The sequence below is a fragment of the Paraburkholderia diazotrophica genome (assembly GCF_900108945.1).
Lineage (GTDB): Bacteria > Pseudomonadota > Gammaproteobacteria > Burkholderiales > Burkholderiaceae > Paraburkholderia > Paraburkholderia diazotrophica.
Map to the genome: position 1 here is coordinate 432,105 of NZ_FNYE01000001.1, position 20,723 is coordinate 452,827.

Annotated in this window: 18 protein-coding genes; 15 read left to right on the plus strand and 3 right to left on the minus strand. The window is 63.8% G+C overall.

Annotation, left to right across the window (positions count from 1 at the left end; genetic code table 11):
- Position 1 precedes the first annotated feature (1 nt).
- A complete protein-coding gene (locus BMW76_RS02075) occupies positions 2-826 on the plus strand; it encodes an ABC transporter permease (protein WP_090862158.1) in 825 nt (274 codons plus the stop codon).
- Positions 827-913: 87 nt separating this feature from the next.
- On the opposite strand, the gene BMW76_RS02080 is transcribed toward BMW76_RS02075, so the two are convergent.
- On the minus strand, positions 914-1,888 hold the full coding sequence (locus tag BMW76_RS02080; protein WP_090862160.1) for an NADPH:quinone oxidoreductase family protein: 975 nt from the start codon (positions 1,886-1,888) through the stop codon (positions 914-916).
- Positions 1,889-2,182: 294 nt separating this feature from the next.
- On the opposite strand from BMW76_RS02080, the gene surE reads away from it, so the two are divergent.
- The 5 genes from surE to BMW76_RS02105 are packed head-to-tail and all read left to right on the plus strand — an operon-like array spanning position 2,183 to position 6,828.
- The gene (surE, locus tag BMW76_RS02085; protein ID WP_090862162.1) at positions 2,183-2,941 is read left to right on the plus strand and encodes a 5'/3'-nucleotidase SurE; all 759 of its coding nucleotides are present in this window, start codon (positions 2,183-2,185) and stop codon (positions 2,939-2,941) included.
- Entirely contained in the window at positions 2,938-3,999 is a 1,062-nt protein-coding gene (locus tag BMW76_RS02090) for a protein-L-isoaspartate(D-aspartate) O-methyltransferase (RefSeq protein ID WP_090862164.1), read from the plus strand. Before surE ends, BMW76_RS02090 begins: the two co-directional genes overlap by 4 nt.
- Positions 4,000-4,004: 5 nt before the next feature.
- A complete protein-coding gene (locus BMW76_RS02095; protein ID WP_090862167.1) occupies positions 4,005-4,937 on the plus strand; it encodes a peptidoglycan DD-metalloendopeptidase family protein in 933 nt (310 codons plus the stop codon).
- 16 nt (positions 4,938-4,953) lie between these two features.
- Entirely contained in the window at positions 4,954-6,048 is a 1,095-nt protein-coding gene (gene rpoS / locus BMW76_RS02100) for an RNA polymerase sigma factor RpoS (protein ID WP_090862169.1), read from the plus strand.
- A 3-nt stretch (positions 6,049-6,051) separates the two neighbouring features.
- Positions 6,052-6,828 carry a 3'-5' exonuclease gene (locus tag BMW76_RS02105; protein ID WP_090862171.1) on the plus strand — a complete coding sequence of 259 codons (777 nt, stop codon included), beginning with the start codon at positions 6,052-6,054 and terminating at the stop codon, positions 6,826-6,828.
- Positions 6,829-6,892: 64 nt separating this feature from the next.
- Here the strand turns inward: BMW76_RS02105 and BMW76_RS02110 are convergent, their stop codons facing one another.
- Positions 6,893-7,756 carry an endonuclease/exonuclease/phosphatase family protein gene (locus BMW76_RS02110; protein WP_090862173.1) on the minus strand — a complete coding sequence of 288 codons (864 nt, stop codon included), beginning with the start codon at positions 7,754-7,756 and terminating at the stop codon, positions 6,893-6,895.
- Positions 7,757-7,772: 16 nt separating this feature from the next.
- Here BMW76_RS02110 and rlmD point away from each other — a divergent pair, with 16 nt between their 5' ends.
- Positions 7,773-9,287: a 23S rRNA (uracil(1939)-C(5))-methyltransferase RlmD gene (rlmD, locus tag BMW76_RS02115; protein ID WP_407668876.1), complete on the plus strand. Its 1,515-nt coding sequence runs from the start codon at positions 7,773-7,775 to the stop codon at positions 9,285-9,287.
- Between the two features lie 185 nt (positions 9,288-9,472).
- On the opposite strand, the gene BMW76_RS02120 is transcribed toward rlmD, so the two are convergent.
- Positions 9,473-10,276 carry an outer membrane protein assembly factor BamD gene (locus BMW76_RS02120; RefSeq protein WP_407668877.1) on the minus strand — a complete coding sequence of 268 codons (804 nt, stop codon included), beginning with the start codon at positions 10,274-10,276 and terminating at the stop codon, positions 9,473-9,475.
- Positions 10,277-10,368: 92 nt separating this feature from the next.
- Between BMW76_RS02120 and BMW76_RS02125 the strand changes: the two genes are divergently transcribed.
- The 8 genes from BMW76_RS02125 to BMW76_RS02160 all read left to right on the plus strand — a co-directional run bounded on the left by BMW76_RS02125 (position 10,369) and on the right by BMW76_RS02160 (position 20,672).
- Positions 10,369-11,658, plus strand: a complete 1,290-nt coding sequence (locus BMW76_RS02125) for an RluA family pseudouridine synthase (protein WP_090862180.1) — start codon at positions 10,369-10,371, stop codon at positions 11,656-11,658.
- Positions 11,655-12,506, plus strand: a complete 852-nt coding sequence (gene pgeF / locus BMW76_RS02130) for a peptidoglycan editing factor PgeF (RefSeq protein ID WP_090862182.1) — start codon at positions 11,655-11,657, stop codon at positions 12,504-12,506. The genes BMW76_RS02125 and pgeF overlap by 4 nt, the downstream gene beginning before the upstream one ends.
- A 412-nt stretch (positions 12,507-12,918) precedes the next feature.
- On the plus strand, positions 12,919-14,931 hold the full coding sequence (phaC, locus tag BMW76_RS02135) for a class I poly(R)-hydroxyalkanoic acid synthase (RefSeq protein ID WP_177200284.1): 2,013 nt from the start codon (positions 12,919-12,921) through the stop codon (positions 14,929-14,931).
- 195 nt (positions 14,932-15,126) lie between these two features.
- On the plus strand, positions 15,127-16,308 hold the full coding sequence (locus BMW76_RS02140) for an acetyl-CoA C-acetyltransferase (RefSeq protein WP_090862186.1): 1,182 nt from the start codon (positions 15,127-15,129) through the stop codon (positions 16,306-16,308).
- Positions 16,309-16,484: 176 nt separating this feature from the next.
- On the plus strand, positions 16,485-17,225 hold the full coding sequence (locus BMW76_RS02145; protein ID WP_090862188.1) for a 3-ketoacyl-ACP reductase: 741 nt from the start codon (positions 16,485-16,487) through the stop codon (positions 17,223-17,225).
- Positions 17,226-17,373: 148 nt separating this feature from the next.
- Positions 17,374-17,952, plus strand: a complete 579-nt coding sequence (phaR, locus tag BMW76_RS02150; RefSeq protein WP_012400378.1) for a polyhydroxyalkanoate synthesis repressor PhaR — start codon at positions 17,374-17,376, stop codon at positions 17,950-17,952.
- A 386-nt stretch (positions 17,953-18,338) separates the two neighbouring features.
- Positions 18,339-19,730 (plus strand): 30S ribosomal protein S12 methylthiotransferase RimO, encoded by a 1,392-nt coding sequence (gene rimO, locus BMW76_RS02155; protein WP_090862190.1) that lies wholly within the window; start codon positions 18,339-18,341, stop codon positions 19,728-19,730.
- Between the two features lie 3 nt (positions 19,731-19,733).
- Positions 19,734-20,672: a sugar kinase gene (locus BMW76_RS02160; protein WP_090862192.1), complete on the plus strand. Its 939-nt coding sequence runs from the start codon at positions 19,734-19,736 to the stop codon at positions 20,670-20,672.
- The last annotated feature ends 51 nt before the right edge of the window (positions 20,673-20,723 follow it).

The following is a 20,723-nucleotide window of genomic DNA, read 5'->3' on the forward strand; positions in this document are numbered from 1 at the left end:
GATGTGGAAAGTCTTGCGTCCGAACCGCGCGAATCTCGTGATCTGGCAGTGGCTGCTGCTCGTGCTGTCCTTCTTGCTGTGGTACGTGCTGACCAGCCCGACGCTGTTGCCCGCGTTCTATTTCGATGACCCGAACAAGGCCGCGTTCTTCTTCGGCGAGCCGCAAAAAGTGCTCGTGCGGATCTGGGAGTGGTTCGCGTCCGGTGAGATCTATCTGCATCTGTGGATCACGCTAATCGAGACGGTGCTCGCGTTCGCGCTCGGCACGGTGCTGGGGCTCGGCGTCGGGCTGTGGCTTGCGCTGTCGCCGCTCGCGAGCGCGCTGTTCGATCCGTATATCAAGGCAGCGAACTCGATGCCGCGCGTGATTCTCGCGCCGATCTTCGGCGTGTGGTTCGGCTTGGGCATCTGGTCGAAGGTTGCGCTCGGCGTGACGCTCGTGTTCTTCATCGTGTTCTTCAACGTCTATCAGGGCGTGAAGGAAGTGAGCCCCGTGGTGCTCGCGAACGCACGCATGCTCGGCGCGAACCGCAAGCAGTTGTTGCGCGCCGTCTATCTGCCGAGCGCGATGAGCTGGGTGTTTTCGAGCCTGCATACGTCGGTGGGGCTGGCGTTCGTCGGCTCGGTGGTCGGCGAGTACCTGGGCTCGGCGCGCGGCGTCGGCTACCTGATTCTGCAAGCCGAGGGCACGTTCGATATCAACACCGTGTTCGCCGGCATTCTCGTGCTGACGGCCTTCGCGCTGCTACTCGATGCGATCGTCGGCATGCTGGAGCGGCGCCTGATGAAATGGCAGCCGAAGAGCGGCGAGACGGAAAAGATCTGACTACCGGTGTATCGAAAGAAGAACGGCGCGTGACCTGCAGGGGGCACGCGCCGTTTGTCGTTTTGTCGTCGAGTAGCCCGTTCGTGCTTACGGCGTGATCACGATCTTGCCGAGCACCCGTCGGTGCGCCATGTCGTTGAGCGCGCGCGGCGTATCTTCGAGCGGGTAGCGCGCCGACACCAGCGGCTTGAGCTTGCCTTCGCGAATCCAGCCGAGCATCTGCTGGAACGCGGCTGCGTTGCGCTGCGGTTCGCGGCGCGCGAAATCGCCCCAGAACACGCCGACGATGCTCGCGCCTTTCAGCAACGCGAGATTGAGCGGCAGCTTCGGAATCTCGCCGTTCGCAAAGCCGACGACGAGATAGCGTCCACGCCAGCCGATGCTGCGAAATGCGGGCTCCGCATAACTGCCGCCGACCGGGTCATAGATCACGTCGGGACCTTTGCCGTCCGTCAGCGCGTTGATGCGTTCGCGCAGGTCTTCCGTCGTGTAGTTGATGATCGCGTCGGCACCATGCGTGACGCAGGTCGCGAGCTTCTCGTCGCTCGACGCCGCCGCGATCACGCGCGCGCCGAGCGCCTTGCCGATCTCGACGGCTGCGAGTCCGACGCCACCCGCCGCGCCCAGCACGAGCATCGTTTCGCCCGCTTTCAACGCCGCGCGATCGACGACGGCATGATGCGACGTGCCGTATGCGAGCGTGAAGATGGCGGCCGTCTCCAGGTCGGCGTCGTCGGGCAGCGGCACGCACGCGCTGGCATCGGCGAGCGCCTGCTCCGCGAAGCCGCCTTGCTGCGTATAGGCGACCACGCGCACGCCCGGCTTGAATTGCGTGACGCCTTCGCCGACAACGCGCACGATGCCCGCGACTTCCGCGCCAGGCGTGAATGGCAGGGGCGGCTTGAACTGATATTTATTCTGGATGATCAGCACGTCAGGAAAATTGACGCTCGCGGCTTTCACGTCGATCACGATCTGGCCGGCTTGCGGCTGAAGATCGGGCAATTCCTCGATGCGGAGTGTCTCGGGCGGACCATAGTGGTTGCAGCGGATTGCGCGCATCGTGTCTCCAATCGATAAGTGTCCATTGCAAGATTGACGGGTCATAAGCGTGCTGTCGATCAGCATGCTGCGGCGATCTTCACGCCTGGTCAGCAACCATGTGTCGACAGTAAAACGTCGGCAGCAAAACGAACCGTCGCTGCGAACCGTCGCAGCGAAGCAGTGTAAAGCAAGCGCGAACGACCGTGCGCTTCCGTTGCGGCACGAAGCCCGTGAAGCCATGCATTCAGACATAGGCATGCGGCGGGCCAGCGTGTCGTTCGCGTGCCTTGTTTCCTCGGTTACAATCGGCGCATGCGAATCCTACTCAGCAATGACGACGGTTATCTGGCGCCCGGCCTTGCCGCGCTTTACGAAGCGCTGAAGCCGCTCGCCGATGTCACCGTGATGGCACCCGAACAGAATTGCAGCGGCGCGTCGAACTCGCTGACGCTCTCGCGCCCGCTGTCGGTGCTGCGCTCGGCCAACGGCTTCTACTACGTGAACGGCACGCCAACGGATTCCGTTCACATCGCGCTGACGGGCATGCTCGACCATACGCCGGACCTCGTCGTATCGGGCATCAACAACGGTCAGAACATGGGCGAGGACACGCTGTACTCGGGCACGGTCGCCGCCGCGACGGAAGGCATCATGTTCGGCGTGCCCGCGATCGCGTTTTCGCTCGTCGATAAAGACTGGGTGCACCTCGAAGATGCCACGCGCGTCGCCGCCGAAATCGTCGCGCACTATCTTGAACGTCCGCTGCCCGGCCATCCGTTGCTGAACGTCAACATACCGAACCTGCCTTACGAACAGTTGCGCGACTGGCGCATCACGCGTCTCGGCAAGCGGCATCCGTCGCAGCCGGTGATCCGGCAGACTAATCCGCGCGGCGAGCCGATCTACTGGATCGGTCCGTCGGGCGGCGCGCGCGATGCCAGCGAAGGCACCGACTTCCATGCAGTTGCGAACGGCTTCGTGTCGATCACGCCGCTGCAACTCGATCTGACCGATACGGCCATGCTGCCCGCGGCGTGCGACTGGGTGCGCGCCGGGAGCGGCACTTCATGACCGGCGAGCGCGCAAAGCGCTTCCCGCTTGGACTCGAAGACCTGGTGCGCGAGCCGCGCCGGGCCGACGCGCGCGCAGGCGATGCGCGCGGCGCGAAGACGCCCGTCAAACCGGCGGCATCGAACGCCACCTCTCAGGCGGGCCGCACGCACAGCGGCGTGAGCGGCACGGCGCTCGTGAAGTCGCCTGTGGGCGCGAAGGGCGCTGTGGGCGTGCTCAACGCGGGTGCGAAGAACGCGAGCGCCGGCGCGTCCGCGCGCACGCCTTCGATTGCAAAAAACGCGGCGGGAATCGTCAATACAAAGAGCACGGCCGCGATCCGCAACGACGGCGCGCGCAACCAGTTGCCGCGTCCCGTCACGACATCGGCGGATCGCACGGGCGCGCCGAACGTTGCGCTCAGCAGCGCGCTGACGCTGACCTCCGAACGCGTGCGCGAGCGGATGGTCGAACGGCTGCGTGCGAACGGCGTGTCGGACCCGCGTGTGCTCAGTGCGATGGCGATAGTGCCGCGCCACATGTTCGTGGACCCCGGTCTCGCTACGCAGGCGTATGAGGATGCGGCGCTGCCCATCGGCCATCACCAGACGATCTCGAAGCCGTCCGTGGTCGCGCGGATGATCGAGCTGGCCGCGCAGGGCCGCACGCTCGCGAACGTGCTCGAAATCGGCACAGGCTGCGGCTATCAGGCTGCCGTGCTGAGCCAGGTCGCGCGCGACGTCTATTCGATTGAACGCATCAAACCGCTTTACGAGCGCGCGAAGACGAACCTGCGTCCGCTGCGCATCCCGAACATCCGTCTGCATTACGGCGACGGACGCGTCGGTTTGCCGTCGGCGGCGCCGTTCGATGCGATCGTGATCGCGGCGGCGGGACTCGATGTGCCGCAGGCGCTGCTCGAGCAGCTCGCCATCGGCGCGCGGCTCGTGGCGCCCGTCGGATCGCAGGACGGACAGTCGCAGGTGCTCACGCTCGTCGAGCGCACGGGGCCCGCGCAATGGCGCGAATCGCGGCTTGATCGCGTTTTCTTTGTCCCCTTAAAATCCGGAGTGATTTGAACCTGATGAGTATGTTTCGCGCGATGCAAAGAACCAGCCAGAATGTCCCGTTGACCATCGTTCAGCGCAGCGTTTGCGTAGCCATGCTTTCCGTGTTGGCGGCATGTGCCACGCGCCTCGATCAGGCGCCCGTCGTCGATCGCTCCGGCACCCTCGGCACCGTCACGCAAGCGGGCGGTGCGCCCGGCGCGCAGCCCGCCGTGCCGCTCGGTCCGCCGCCTCCGGGCTACTACCGAGTGAAGCCGGGCGACACGTTGTATAGGATCGCGCTCGAAAACGGTCAAAACTATCGTGACATCGCCACGTGGAACAACCTGACGAACCCGAACCAGATCGAGGTCGACCAGTTGCTGCGCGTGGCGCCGCCGGGCGCGAACGGTGCGCCTGTCGTGCCGGGTGTCGCGACGGCGCCGATCGGCGGTGGTGCAGTGCAGAGCGCGCCGCTGAACGGAGCGCCGCAGGCCGCGCAGCCGAATCAGCCGCCGCTCTTCGGTGCGGCGCCGGGCGCGTCGGGCACGCAGGCGACGACGATCCCGCCGCAGGCTGCCAGCGATACGACGGCGTCGAATGGAAACGTGTCGTTTGTATGGCCGGCTCGAGGGCCGCTGCTCAACGGCTTTGACGACTCGAAGAACAAAGGCGTGAACATCGGGGGCTCAGCGGGCGAACCGGTAAAGGCTTCCGCTGATGGCCGGGTGGTTTATGCAGGAAATGGGCTGCGCGGTTACGGCAATCTCATTATCATCAAGCATGACGCAACGTATCTCACAGCGTATGCACATAATCGTGCTTTGATGGTAAAAGAGGGTGACGCGGTAACCAAAGGTCAGAAGATCGCCGAAATGGGCAATAGTGATTCGGACCGCGTGATGTTGCATTTCGAAGTTCGCCGCCAGGGTAAGCCTGTCGACCCATTGAAGTATTTGCCGCCGCAATAAGCGAAGCGATACGACCATGCCGAAACCGAAGCGCCGCACACCGCAAGCAGAGACTGAGTCACTCAGCCGTGCCACGCATGTTTCGGTGGACGACGCTGGCGCTGCCGACGTCGAGGACGACGCGGTCGACGATCTCGAAAGCTCTAACGATCTCGACGAACGCGCATCGGGTTCCGATGAAGAATCGGAGTCGCGCGAAGGTGCAAACGATTCCGCTCCCGACGCCGACGATTTCCGCGCGCTGTTGCAGGCCGAGCTCACGGCCGACACGATCCAGCACTACCTGAACCGTATCAGCGTGAAGCCGCTGCTCACCGTCGAGGAAGAGCAGCGCTACTCGCGTCTTGCGAAAGCGGGCGAGTTCGAAGCGCGTCAGGTGATGATCGAGCGCAATCTGCGGCTGGTGGTCAGCATCGCGAAGGGTTATCTGAATCGCGGCGTGCCGCTGCTCGATCTGATCGAAGAGGGCAACCTCGGCCTGATGCACGCGATCGAAAAATTCGATCCGACGCGCGGCTTCCGCTTCTCGACTTACGCGACATGGTGGATCCGCCAGAGCATCGAGCGCGCGATCATGAATCAGGCGCGCACGGTGCGGCTGCCCGTGCATGTGATCCGCGAGCTTAACCAGGTGCTGCGCGCGAAGCGCCACCTCGAAAAGAATTCGATGAACTCGGGCGAAGCGGCCGACCGCCGCGACGCGAGCATCGACGATATCGCGTACCTGACGGGCAAGACGACGGACGAAGTGACCGATATCCTCGCGCTGAACGAGCACACGGCGTCGCTCGACGCGCCGCTCGATCTCGATCCCGCGAGCAGCCTGCTCGATCTGCTGTCGGACGACCAGAGCCAGTCGCCGGACGCGGAAGTCCAGCATCGCGAGCTCGAAACGCTCACGCGCGCATGGCTCGCGCGGCTGTCGGACAAGCATCGGCATGTGATCGAGCGCCGCTTCGGTCTCAATCACATCGAACCGGCCACACTCGAAGAACTCGCCGACGAAATGGGCCTCACGCGGGAGCGTGTGCGCCAGATCCAGCAAGAGGCGCTCGTGCGTCTGAAGCGCTTCTTTGCCTCCAATGGCGTGCGTAAGGACGCCGTTCTTTAGAAGATGATTCCAATTCTGGTTTTCGACATCGAGACGATTCCCGATGTCGCCGGCATTCGCCGGCTTGAAAGTCTTCCCGCCACGATGTCCGATGAAGAAGTCGCCGAGCATGCTTTCGCGGCGCGGCGCGAGAAGACGGGCGGCGATTTCCTGCCGCATCATCTGCAGCGCATCGCGGCGATTTCATGCGTGTTCCGCGACAACAACGGCTTTCGCGTGCGCTCGCTCGGCACGCCTGAAGACGGCGAAGCATCGCTCGTGCAGTCGTTCTTCCGGACCATCGAGAAGTACACGCCGCAGCTCGTGTCCTGGAACGGCGGCGGCTTCGATCTGCCCGTGCTGCACTACCGCGCGCTCGTCAACGGCATTCGTGCGAACCGCTACTGGGACCTCGGCGAAGACGACCGCGACTTCAAGTGGAACAACTACATCAGCCGCTATCACTCGCGGCACACCGATCTGATGGATGTGCTCGCGATGTATCAGGCGCGCGCGAACGCGCCGCTCGATGCGCTCGCCAAGCTGTGCGGCTTTCCCGGCAAGCTGGGGATGGACGGCGGACAGGTGTGGCACGCATTCCTGGCGGGCCGCATCGATGAAATCCGCAACTACTGCGAGACGGACGTCGTCAACACGTATTTGCTGTACTGCCGTTTCCAGTTGATGCGCGGCGGTTTCTCGCCCGAAGAGTACGCGGACGAAATCGCGTTCGTGAAGAACTCGCTCGCGCAGGAGTCGGCGCCCCATTGGGCCGAATATCTGGCCGCGTTCGAGAACTGATCGCTGCGCGCGATCTCGTGCACGCGTCGCGGATGATGCGCGCGCCGCGTGCACGCCGGGCAGGTCAATCCATTTCCAGCACGATCGGCTGATGATCGGATGCGCGCGTCGCGCCGTCGATCTCGCAGCTGCGCAGCCGCGTGCGCAGGTCTTCCGTGACGAACAGAAAATCGCATGTGAGCGGCCCGTCCGACCACTGCGCCTTGTCGTAGACGCCCGCCGTCATCGGCGGAGTCTGGTTGGGGTGCAGCGCCGTCCACGCGTCGATGAAAGACGGGCTGCCGTCGAGCGGCTCCAGCATGCGCCGGTACGCTTCACTGTCGTACGCGCTGTTGAAATCGCCGCAGACGATTGCGCTGACGGGTCGCCCCGTATCGGTGAAAGGCCCGATCGCGTTTTCGGCGGGTGCGGGGCGCGCGGCATGCGCGGCCGCTTCCTGCTGCATCGCGCGCAGATGGTTCACCTGCGCGAGGCGTTGCTTGACCGAATAGAACTCCAGATGCGTGACGATCACGCGCAGCGGCCCGCCGGGCGCGCGCAGCACGGCTTCGAGCGCGACGCGCTGCATTGACGGCGCTTCCGGGTCGGCGGGCCACGGCAGCGAATGACGGATCACGCGCTCGATGGGCAGACGCGTCGCGAGCGCGTTGCCGAACTGGCGGCGCGGCGCGGCGGGCGCATCGAGCTTGAGCGGCGCGAGATCAGCGCCGATCGCACCGAGCACGGTGTAGCCGGGCAGCAGATCGGCCAGTTCGGCGAACTGGTCGTCGCCGGGATGGCCCGCCAGCACCGAAAAGCCGCGCGTGACTTCCTGCATGCACAGCACGTCGAAATCGGCGAGCCGCCGTGCTTCGTCGATCGTGCGCGACAGGTTCACGTCCCCGTGCGCACTGCGTCCCCACTGGACGTTCCAGCTGATCAGTCGCATCGTCAAATCTCCGTCGGTGTTTGTCGTTCGTCTACAATCTCAGGTTTGGTCCCGCCGATTTTTCATTTCGGGTCCCACTTTTACACAGTCTGTCAGGAAGTCGCAGGTGTCTGAATCTGTTACCCCCATTGGAAAAACGCGCTCGCCTCGCAAGAGCAAGCAGGCGCGTGACGAGGCTGCCGCCGGCCCGTTCAAGGCCCCCGAACTCGATATCGACTCGCTCGACATGGAAGCGCGCGGCGTCGGCCGCACCGTCACGGAAGACGGCTCGCCCGGCAAGGTCATCTTCGTCGAGGGCGCGCTGCCCGGCGAACGTGTCACCTATTCGAGCTACCGGAAGAAGCCGAGTTTCGAGCAGGCGCAGGTCGTCGATGTCCTTAAAGAGAGCGTGATCCGTACCCGCCCGCAGTGCAAGTTTTTTGGCACGTGCGGCGGTTGTTCGATGCAGCATCTCGACGTGCGCGCGCAGATCGCCGTCAAGCAGCGCGTGCTCGAAGACAATCTGCTGCATCTGGCGAAGCTGCGCGCCGAAACCATCTTCCGGCCGATCCACGGCCCGTCGTGGGGCTATCGCTATCGCGCGCGGCTGACGGTGCGCAACGTCGTGAAGAAGGGCGGCGTGCTGGTGGGCTTCCACGAAAAGAAGAGCAGCTACGTCGCCGACATGACGAGCTGCGAAGTGCTGCCGCCGCACGTGTCGGACATGCTGGTGCCGCTGCGGCACCTGGTCGAGGGACTGTCGATTCGCGAGCGTATGCCGCAAATCGAACTGGCCGTCGGCTCGTCGGTGACGGCGCTCGTGCTGCGCATCCTGGAGCCGATCAACGCCGCCGACGAACAGCTGCTGCGCGATTTCGCCGACCAGCACAACGTCCAGTTCTGGCTGCAGCCGAAGGGGCCGGATACCGTCTACCCGTTCTATCCGCTCGACCGGCAGCTCGACTACACGCTGCCCGAGTACGGCATCCGCATGCCGTTCCGTCCGACCGATTTCACGCAGGTCAATCACCAGATCAACCGCGTGCTGGTCGGCCGCGCGTTGCGCCTGCTCGCGCCCGCAAAGACCGATCGCGTGCTCGATCTGTTCTGCGGCATTGGCAATTTCACGCTGCCGCTCGCGCGGGTTTCGCGCGAAGTGGTGGGCATCGAAGGCAGCGACGTGCTGACCGCGCGCGCGCTCGAAAACGCGAAGGAAAACGGCGTCGACGGCCATACGTCGTTTGCGTGCCGCAATCTGTTCGAAGTCACCGCCGACGACATCCGCGCGCTCGGCCACTTCGACAAGTACCTGATCGATCCGCCGCGCGAAGGGGCGCTTGCCGTATCGAAGGCGCTCGCGGATATCGCGCAAAGCGGCGAAGGGCCGTTGCCGAAACGCATCGTCTACGTGTCGTGCAACCCGGCGACGCTCGCCCGCGACGCGGGCCTGCTCGTGCATGAAGCCGGCTATCGGCTGAAGGGCGCGGGCGTCGTGAACATGTTCCCGCATACGTCGCATGTCGAGTCGATTGCGCTCTTCGAGCGTGACTGATCGGGCGTGACCGACGCGAAAGGAACGCGCCCGTCGTGAAGCGCGTCCGCGTAAAGGGGCGCCAGAATGCGCGCCAATGCGGGCAACGAGCGGGCACCGAAGCGGGCACTGAAAGCGGGCCGCAAAAACAAAAACGCCACGGTATCGAACCGTGGCGTTTTTCGTATCGGCTGACGATCAGCGGCTCAGAACTGCCACCACGCCTTTTCCTTGCCCGGACGCGCACGGCCCGTGATATACGGGCTGTCCGGGAACGTGCCTGCCAGCACGCGCTTCGTATCGTCGGCGAGCTGCGGTTGGTCCAGCTTTTGATACGACAGCATCATGATGTGCAGCGCGTCTTCGATAGCGGGCGCGTTCTTGTATTCCCTGATCGCGAGCTGCGCGCGGTTGATCGCGGCCACGTACGCGCCACGGCGATAGTAGTAGTCGGCCGCGTGCACTTCGTGCGAAGCCAGCGCGTTCACGATGTAGCGCATGCGCTGCGCCGCATCGGGCGCGTACTTGCTTTGCGGATACTTGTCGACGACGACCTTGAACGCGTCATACGACTCGCGCAGCGACTTCGGATCGCGCTCGCTCATGTCCTGGCCCGAGAAGCGGCCGAACAGACCGAGGTCGTCGTTGAAGTGGATCATGCCCTTCAGGTAATACGCGTATGCGATGTCCGGATGGTCCGGGTGCAGCTGGATGAAGCGGTTGACGGCCTGGTCGGCGGCATCCGTTTCGCTGTCCTTCCAGTTGCAGTATGCGACGTTGATCTGTGCCTGCTGCGCGAAGTGGCCGAACGGGTCACGGCCTTCGAGCGCTTCGAAGTATTTCGCGCACTTGCCGTAGTCGCTGCCGTTCAGGGCGTCTTGCGCCTCCGTATATAATTTATTGTTGGTCCACGTCGCCGTTTCGTCCGTCTTCTGAGGCAGGCCATGACAGGCCGCCACCAGCGTCACGGCTGCCGCGCAAGCGACATAGCTGGCCACCTTCCTGGCCATCTGTTGGGCCACCGTCTTTCGAACAGTTTGAGTAATGATGTTCAAGGCTCGCATTTTCCAGTCTAGCTTTACGTCCAGGTGACCCAGTCTCGATGACCCGTTCCAATACTCCGCGCCCCGCACAGGGCGCGCGGAAGAGCAACAAGGATTATAGCCCAAGCGCCAACCCCGCCGACGCATTGCCGGACGACAGCGCAAGCGCTGCGCTCGACGACGATTTCGACGGCGACGCGCTCGCATCCGAAGCCCCGAACACCGATGCCGAAAGCGCCGTGCCGCGCGCGGACGAAGCACCGCGCGTCGTCACGGTGCCGCCCGAGCTTGCGGGCGACCGGCTCGACAAGGTGCTCGCGAAGGTCTTTCCCGAATTTTCACGCAGCCGTCTGCAAAGCTGGATCGAGGCGCAGCGCGTGCGCGTCGACGGACAGCCCGCGAAGATTCGCCAGCCGGTGCCGCTCGGCGCGACGATCGAGCTCGTGCCCGATCTGCTGCCCGAGCAGCTCGCGTTTACGCCGGAACCCGTACCGCTCGATATCGTCTATGAAGACGAGACGATCGTCGTGATCAACAAGCCTGCCGGGCTCGTCGTGCATCCCGCCGCGGGCAACTGGAGCGGCACCGTGCTGAACGGCCTGCTGCACCGCTATGGCGACGCCGCCGCGGGTTTGCCGCGCGCGGGCATCGTGCATCGGCTGGACAAGGAGACGTCAGGGCTGATGGTGGTTGCGCGCACGCTCGAAGCGCAAACGGATCTCGTGCGGCAGTTGCAGGCGCGCACGGTGAAGCGCCGCTATCTCGCGCTCGTGTGGGGCAATATGCCGGAAGAAGGTACGATCGACGCGCCCATCGGCCGCGATCCGCGCGAGCGAACCCGTATGGCCGTCGTGACGGGCGCGGCGGGCAAGCCCGCGCGCACGCACTTCAGGCGCATCGATTCGACGCTGTGGGAGCGGCAGCCCGTGTCGGCGATCCATTGCGATCTGGAGACGGGGCGCACGCATCAGATCCGCGTGCATTGCGCGCATGTCGGCCATCCGCTGCTCGGCGACCCGGTGTATGGCCGCGCGCGCGGCAAGCGCTCGGTGACGCCGCTGCCCGGTGGCTTCGCGCGTCAGGCGCTGCATGCATGGCGGCTCGCGCTCGTTCATCCGCGGACGGGCCGCACGATGCAATGGCGCGCCGACGTGCCGGACGATATTGCTGCCTTGTCCGAAGCACTCGGGCTCGGCCGCGAGCACGAAGACGAGTACGCCGAAGACTACGACGAATACGAAGCGTTCTACGACGACGAAACCGATGCATCTCCCGATGCGGAAGATTACGTCGACGAAGACGAAGCGGACGAAGCAGATGGATCACACGACGAGGACGATCGCGCATGACGCTGCCTGACCTGACGATGAACGACGTGCTGCGGCCCGAGTGGCGCGTATCGCCGCGCGTGCATGCGTTCGTCACGACGCGCAACGGCGGTGTGAGCCTGCCGCCGTTCGGCACATGGCGCGATGGCGTCGACGGGCCGGGTGGACTGAACCTCGGCAAGAAGTCGGGCGACGATCTCGCTCATGTCGAAGAGAATCGCGCGCGCGTGCTGCGGCTTACCGGGCTCGACGAAGCGGCGTGGCTGTCGCAGGTCCATGGCGCGACCGTCGTGAGCGCCGACGACGCGATCGCCGCCGCAAGACGCGGCGAGTCGCCCGTTCGGGCCGACGCGGGCGTGACCGACAAGACGGGTACGCTGTGCGTCGTGATGATCGCGGACTGCATGCCCGTCCTGCTGTGCGATCCGCAAGGCCGCGCGGTCGGCGCAGCGCATGCGGGCTGGCGAGGTCTTGCTTCGGGTGTTGTCGAAAATACGGCGCAGCGTGTCGCGTCGCTCGCGGGCACTGACATGTCAGCGCTGCACGCGTACCTGGGTCCGTGCATCGGTCCGCAGGCTTTCGAAGTCGGACCAGACGTGCGTGACGCCTTCATGAAAGGTGTCGGTGGCGCACAACGCGATGAGGTCGCAAGCTCGTTCGCCGATCACCCTGCGAATGCGGGCAAATATCTCGCGGATCTGCCCAGGCTCGCACGTCTGCGGCTCGCGCAACTCGGCGTGACGCAAGTAACGGGTGGCGATCATTGCACGTTCACTCAGCGCGAGCGCTTTTACTCATATCGACGCGATCACGAGACGGGCCGAATGGCCGCGATGATCTGGCTCGCAGACGATAGCGGGGCGCTCTAAGTCCCGCTGCGCAAAGGCCTTTTTGCTGCACCCGACACATCGCGAAGGCGCTTCGCGAGCATTCTTATGCTGCACTGCGCGAACGTAAGAAGACCTACGCGGTTGCGCAGTGCATAAGCGTTCCCTGCCCATGCGGATCAGGATCGGAGCCCGTCGTAGCGGGCTCTTTTTGCATTGCACAGCACGACCGTGCCGAGATCGCGAAAACGCCTTGATGCACATCGGGAAAACGATAATGAAAAAAATCCCGCACTGCGGCAAAATCGGGAGCAAGCATTGACATGCCTTGCGATGGGGCGCAAGAATGTTCTTCACAGGGCAAGGGCGCCACGTGGTCGCGATCCGATCGCGGTCTTCGCGCCAGTACCTGCCTCTCAACCCGTCCGCGAGGACTCTTCGGTCAAAAGCAGGCATGGTTGCATCTCAAACTTCCTCGAATTCTTCTCGCAAGGACACCTCGTCAGACCGCACTCAGCAAGATGCGAATGCGGCAGGGGTTCAGCAATGGTTCGACGCATGGATGAACGCATGGCGTTCGCTAGGTGCGCCGGCCGCAGCAAATGGCAATCCGTTCAGCGTTCCTTCCATGCCGGACTTCGCGAAAGCGGCGACGGCGCAGGCGGGCTCGCTGCCATTTTCCAATCCGTTCGTCGAGCAGATCGCCCGGCAGTTTGCTCAGGCGCAGGGCCAACCGGACGGTCAGGCTTCGGGTCAGCCGTTCAACGCATTCTTCGGACAGGCGTTCAACCCACAGCTTGCACAACAGTTCGCGCCGCAGTTTGCGCAACAGTTCACGCAGCAGCTCGCGGGGCTGAAGGTGCCGAGCGCGTCGATTCCGCCCGCACGGCTTCAGCAGCTGCAGTCCGACTATTCGCGTGATGCGATGCAGTTGCTGCAGCAGGCGACGCAGGCGGCGTCGACGGGCATCGAGCTCAAGGACCGGCGCTTCAGCTCCGAAGCCTGGAAGACGACGCCCGTCTACACGTACACGGCCGCGTGGTATCTGCTGAACGCGCGCTATCTGCAGGAACTCGTCGACGCGATCGAAACCGACCAGAAGACGCGCGAGCGCATCCGCTTCGCCGTGCAGCAATGGACGGCCGCCGCATCGCCGAGCAACTTCTTCGCGCTGAATCCTGAAGCACAGAAGACGCTGCTCGAAAGCAATGGCGAGAGCCTGCGACAGGGCGTGATGAACCTGCTCGGCGACATGCAGCGCGGCAAGATCTCGCAAACGGACGAATCCCGTTTCGGCGTCGGCAAGAATCTCGCGATGACGGAAGGCTCCGTCGTATTCGAGAACGAACTGATGCAGCTGATCCAGTACAAGCCGCGTACGGCGACGGTCCACGAGCGGCCATTGCTCATCGTGCCGCCGTGCATCAACAAGTACTACATTCTCGATCTGCAGCCCGATAACTCGCTTGTCGCGCATGCGCTCGAGTCGGGTCATCAGGTCTTTCTGATTTCGTGGCGCAACGCGGACCAGTCGATCGCGCAAAAGACGTGGGACGACTACGTGTCCGACGGCGTGCTGACGGCCCTCGATACCGCGCGCCAGATCAGCGGCCGCGAGCACATCAATACGCTCGGCTTCTGCATCGGCGGCACGCTGCTGGCAGCGGCGCTGGCCGTCGCGGCAGCGCGCGGCGAGCATCCCGCCGCGTCGATGACGCTCCTTACGTCGTTGCTCGACTTCAGCGATACGGGCGTGCTCGACATCTTCGTCGACGAAGCACACGTGCAGATGCGCGAGCAGACGATCGGCGGCAAGAACGGTATGCCTCCGGGCCTGATGCGCGGCATCGAGCTCGCGAACACGTTCTCGTTCCTGCGTCCGAACGACCTCGTGTGGAACTACGTCGTCGACAATTACCTGAAGGGCCGCACGCCAATGCCGTTCGACCTGCTGTACTGGAACAGCGATTCGACGAGCCTGCCGGGGCCGATGTATGTCTGGTATCTGCGCAACACGTATCTCGAGAACAGGCTGCGCGAGCCCGGCGCGTTGACGACGTGCGGCGAAAAGGTGGACCTGTCGCGCATCGACGTGCCGACGTTCATCTACGGCTCGCGCGAAGACCATATCGTGCCGTGGCAATCGGCGTATGCGTCGGTGCCGCTGCTGACGGGACCGCGCAAGTTCGTGCTCGGCGCGTCGGGCCACATCGCGGGCGTGATCAATCCGCCGTCGAAGAAGAAGCGCAGCTACTGGTCGGTGGCCGGCGACGACAAGACGCTGCCCGCGAACCCGGACGACTGGTTCGAAGGCGCGACGGAAACGCCGGGCAGCTGGTGGCCCGAATGGACGAACTGGCTCGACCAGTACGGCGGCAAGAAGGTGAAGGCGCCGACGGAACCCGGTTCGGCCGAATTCCCGGTGATCGAACCCGCGCCCGGACGGTACGTGCAGGTGCGCGAGTAATCGGCGAGTAATCGTTTGGGTATCGAAGCAGATTCACGAGCGGTCGCCGTCGAAGTCAATGAGCGATCGCCGCAAACAGATAACGAGTGACGACGGAGTGAGACAGACGCTGTATCGCAGTAACGCTGACTGACCGGATTAACAACTTGACGGGCTACTGTGGAGTGACACGCCGCAGCCCCAAAGGAAATCGAAATGACTGACGTAGTGATCGTATCGGCGGCCCGCACGGCTGTCGGCAAATTCGGTGGGTCGCTGGCGAAGATCGCGGCGCCGGAACTGGGCGCCACGGTGATCCGCGCCGTGCTGGAGCGCGCGGGCGTGAAGCCCGAGCAGGTGAGCGAAGTCATCATGGGTCAGGTGTTGGCGGCGGGTTCGGGTCAGAATCCGGCGCGCCAGTCGCTGATCAAGGCAGGCCTGCCGATGGCCGTGCCCGGCATGACCATCAACAAGGTATGCGGCTCGGGCCTGAAGGCCGTGATGCTGGCAGCGAACTCGATCATCGCAGGCGACGCGGAGATCGTCGTCGCGGGCGGCCAGGAAAACATGAGCGCCGCACCGCACGTGCTGCCGGGCTCGCGCGACGGCTTCCGCATGGGCGACGCGAAGCTGATCGACACCATGATCGTCGACGGCCTGTGGGACGTGTACAACCAGTACCACATGGGCGTGACGGCGGAGAACGTCGCGAAGGAATACGGCATCACGCGCGAAGACCAGGACAAGTTCGCGGCGCTTTCGCAAAATAAGGCGGAAGCCGCACAGAAGTCGGGTCGCTTCGATGATGAAATCGTGCCGATCCAGATTCCGCAGAGGAAGGGCGATCCGCTGTCGTTCACGACCGACGAATTCGTGCGCCATGGTGTGACGGCCGAATCGCTTGCGGGCCTGAAGCCGGCGTTCTCGAAGGAAGGCACGGTGACGGCCGCGAACGCGTCGGGCATCAACGACGGCGCAGCCGCTGTCGTCGTGATGTCGGCGAAGAAGGCCGAGGCGCTGGGACTCACGCCGATCGCGCGCATCAAGGCGTACGCGAACGCGGCTGTCGATCCGAAGGTGATGGGCATGGGCCCTGTGCCGGCGTCGCGACGCTGTCTGGAGCGCGCGGGCTGGAGCGTGAACGATCTCGACCTGATGGAAATCAACGAGGCGTTTGCCGCGCAGGCGCTGGCCGTGCACAAGCAGATGGGTTGGGATACGTCGAAGATCAACGTGAACGGCGGCGCAATCGCGATCGGCCATCCGATCGGCGCGTCGGGCTGCCGTATTCTCGTCACGCTGCTGCACGAAATGCAGAAGCGCGATGCGAAGAAGGGTCTGGCCTCGCTGTGCATCGGCGGCGGCATGGGCGTGGCGCTGGCTGTCGAGCGTCCGTAAGCAGGACTGCTTCACAAGGAGGCCGCCACGCAGGCCGGCGTTCGCCAGAGGGCGGCCGGTGCGTGGCGCGGTCCAATGGCCTTGCGGGCGGTGCAATCCTCCGCATGGCCGGGATATCGCGAAAGGCGAAGCACGAGGCGGCTGGCGTCTCGTAAAACGATAATGGAGTGTGTTTTATGTCACAACGAATTGCGTACGTAACGGGCGGCATGGGTGGCATTGGCACGAGCATTTGCCAGCGTCTGCACAAGGATGGCTTCAGAGTGATCGCGGGCTGCGGCCCGAACTCGCCGCGCCGCGTGAAATGGCTCGAAGATCAGAAAGCGCTGGGCTTTGACTTCGTTGCATCGGAAGGCAACGTCGGCGACTGGGAGTCGACCAAGGTCGCGTTCGACAAGGTGAAAGCTGAAATCGGCGAGATCGACGTGCTGGTCAACAATGCGGGCATCACGCGCGACGTCGTGTTCCGCAAGATGACGCACGAAGACTGGACGGCCGTGATCGACACCAACCTGACCAGCCTCTTCAACGTGACGAAGCAGGTGATCGACGGCATGGTCGAGCGCGGCTGGGGCCGTGTCATCAATATTTCGTCTGTGAACGGCCAGAAGGGGCAGTTCGGGCAGACGAACTACTCGACCGCGAAAGCGGGCATTCACGGTTTCACGATGGCCCTCGCGCAAGAAGTGGCCACCAAGGGCGTGACGGTCAACACCGTTTCGCCGGGCTACATCGGCACGGACATGGTGAAATCGATCCGCCCTGATGTGCTGGAAAAGATCGTCGCGACGATTCCGGTGCGCCGTCTCGGCACGCCGGATGAAATCGGGTCGATCGTTGCATGGCTGGCGTCGGACGAGTCGGGCTTCTCGACGGGGGCCGACTTCTCGCTGAACGGCGGCCTGCATATGGGCTGATCCGTGGGCGTTCCGCTTTGTCGCAGCACGGACGAAGCAGGGCGTTGCATGGTTCAGATGTTTCTGGCGGCGTCTTGCACGTGCAGTGTCAAACTGCGCGTGCGACAGGACGCCGTTTCTGCGCTTCATTCGCGCTCAAAGGCTTTACATGACCACTACTACAAAGAAAACAGCCGAACGACTCATTAAGAAATATCCGAACCGTCGACTGTACGATACAGAGACCAGCACTTACATTACGTTGACTGATGTAAAGCAGCTCGTGCTGGATCAGGAGGATTTCAAGGTCATCGATGCCAAGAGCAACGAAGACCTGACGCGCAGCATCCTGCTGCAGATCATTCTCGAAGAGGAGAGCGGCGGTCTGCCGATGTTCTCTTCGCTGATGCTGTCGCAGATCATCCGTTTTTACGGGCATGCGATGCAGGGCATGATGGGAACGTACCTGGAAAAGAATATTCAGGCGTTCATCGATATTCAGAACAAACTCGCGGATCAGTCGAAGGGCCTGTACGAGGGCAAGACGATGAATCCGGAGGTCTGGTCGCAGTTCATGAACATGCAGGCCCCGATGATGCAGGGGATGATGACGAGCTATATCGAGCAGTCGAAGAACATGTTCGTGCAGATGCAGGAACAGATGCAGAACCAGGCGAAGACGATGTTCAGCTCATTCCCGTTCACGCAGCCTGCGCCGCAAGGGAATCCGGAGCCGGAGAAGAAGTAGCCGGCGCAAGCGGTTCTTCCGGCGGGAAAGTTGTTTTCGAGTTTTCCGGCCAGGACGTATCGATGAGTCCGCCCGGCGGCGCGCCGGGCGGTGCGGCGTCGGGTATCGGCGGGTCTCGTCGGCGTTCGCCCGCGCCATCCCCGTATCCCCCGCCCACGGTATAATACGCGGTTGCTTGGACGGGCCATTTCGATCAAGCGTCGACCGCATATCGCGCTACCAATCCGATTCACATGGTCCCAATTCGCGGCGGCCCGCAGTTGTTCCGCAGTTGTTCTTTTCGCCGCCGCACGGTGCACCCACGTTTGCTGCAGTCTGGCGCTCGGGCTGCACGCCCAGGCCTTCATCTATCGCGCCACTCATCGCTTCTCGCCGGACCATTCTCTATGTCGCAGACCTCCACCCCCGCCGCGCCGACCGCTTCGATTCCGAAGGTCGGATTCGTTTCACTCGGGTGCCCGAAAGCCCTCGTCGACTCCGAACAGATCATCACGCAACTGCGCGCGGAGGGTTACGAGATTTCCGGTACGTATGACGGCGCGGACCTCGTCGTCGTGAACACGTGCGGCTTCATCGACGAGGCCGTCCAGGAAAGTCTCGACGCAATCGGCGAAGCGCTGAACGAGAACGGCAAGGTGATCGTCACCGGCTGTCTGGGCGCGAAGCAGAGCGCAAGCGGCTCGAATCTGATCGAAGAAGTGCACCCGAAGGTGCTCGCCGTGACGGGCCCGCATGCCGTCGGCGAAGTGATGCAGGCCGTGCATAGCCATCTGCCCAAGCCACATGATCCGTTCGTCGATCTCGTGCCCGCCGCGGGCATCAAGCTCACGCCGCGTCACTACGCGTATCTGAAGATTTCTGAGGGCTGCAATCACCGCTGCACGTTCTGCATCATTCCGTCGATGCGTGGCGATCTCGTCTCGCGACCCGTCGCCGAAGTCATGCTCGAAGCGGAAAACCTGTTCAAGTCGGGCGTGAAAGAGCTGCTCGTCATTTCGCAGGACACGAGCGCATATGGCGTCGACGTCAAATACCGCACGGGCTTCTGGAACGGCAAGCCGATCAAGACGCGCATGACGGATCTCGTCGGCGCGCTCGGCGAACTGGCCGCGCAATACGGCGCGTGGGTGCGTCTGCACTACGTATATCCGTATCCGAGCGTCGACGAAGTGATTCCGATGATGGCCGACGGTCCGCTGAAGGGCCATGTGCTGCCGTATCTCGACGTGCCGTTCCAGCACGCACATCCGGAAGTACTGAAGCGCATGAAGCGCCCCGCCAACGCCGAGAAGGTGCTCGAGCGCGTGCGCGCATGGCGCGAGATCTGCCCGGATCTGACGATCCGCAGCACGTTCATCGCGGGCTTCCCCGGCGAAACGGAAGAGCAGTTCGAAACGCTGCTGGACTTCATCCGCGAGGCGGAACTCGATCGCGTCGGCTGCTTCGCGTATTCGCCCGTCGAAGGCGCGACAGCCAACGAGCTCGACGGCGCGCTGCCCGATGAAGTCCGCGAGGAGCGCCGCGCGCGCTTCATGGAAGTCGCGGAAGAAGTGTCGGCGAAGCGCATTGCGCGCAAGGTCGGCAAGACGCTGAAGGTGCTCGTCGACGAAATCAACGCCGACGGCGGCATCGGCCGCACGGCGGCGGATGCGCCGGAGATCGACGGCGTCGTCTATATCGAGCCCGCGGCGAAGGCATCGAAGCGCTACAAGGTCGGCGATTTCGTGTCGGTGAAGATCACGGGTGCCGACGGCCACGACCTGTGGGGCGAGGTTTAAGCGATGGCGCCGAACGCGCCCGCCGGCACGCCGTCCGTCCTCGCGCTCGGCGAGGCGATGGTCGAGTTCAACCAGTCGGAGAAAGACGGGCCGACGTATCTGCAAGGCTTCGGCGGCGATACGTCGAACTTCTGCATCGCGGCCGCGCGTCAGGGCGCGTCGACGGGCTTCGTGTCGGCTGTCGGCGGCGATCAGTTCGGGCGTCTGCTGCTCGATCTGTGGCAACGCGAGCACGTGGATACCTCGTTCGTGTGCATCGACGATCAGGCGTCGACGGGCGTGTATTTCGTGTCGCATGGCCCGTCCGGCCATCAGTTCGACTATCTGCGCGCCGGCTCCGCCGCGAGCCGCTACGCGCCGCGCGATCTGCCGCTCGACGCGATTGCCGCCGCGAAGGTCATCCATCTGTCGGGCATCAGTCTCGCGATCAGCGTGAGCGCCTGCGATGCCGCGCTCGCCGCCATCGAACACGCGCGCGCGAACCGAGTGCTCGTCAGCTTCGACACGAATCTGCGCCTGAAGCTTTGGCCGCTCGCGCGAGCGCGCGCCGTGATGCTCGAAGCGATCCGCCAGACGGACATCTGCCTGCCGAGCTGGGATGACGTCATCGAACTGACGGGTCTCTCGAAGCGCGACGACATCGTCGATTTCCTGCTGGCGCAAGGTCCGCGTATCGTCGCGTTGAAGCTCGGCAAGGAAGGCTCGTATGTCGCGACGCCCGATGAGCGTTGCGTCGTGCCGGGTCATGCCGTCGACGCCGTCGATGCGACGGGCGCGGGCGACTGCTTCGGCGGCGCGTTTATCGCGCGCATTGTCGCGGGCGACGACCCGTTCAAGGCCGCGCGTTACGCGAACGTCGCAGCGGCACTGTCGACGCAAGGCTTCGGCGCTGTCGCGCCGATTCCCGATCGCGGGACCGTCGAAAAACTCCTGGGCGCTTGAGCGCATCGCACGATGCTCGCTCACAATAGCGTCAGGGCGCAATGCGTCAAT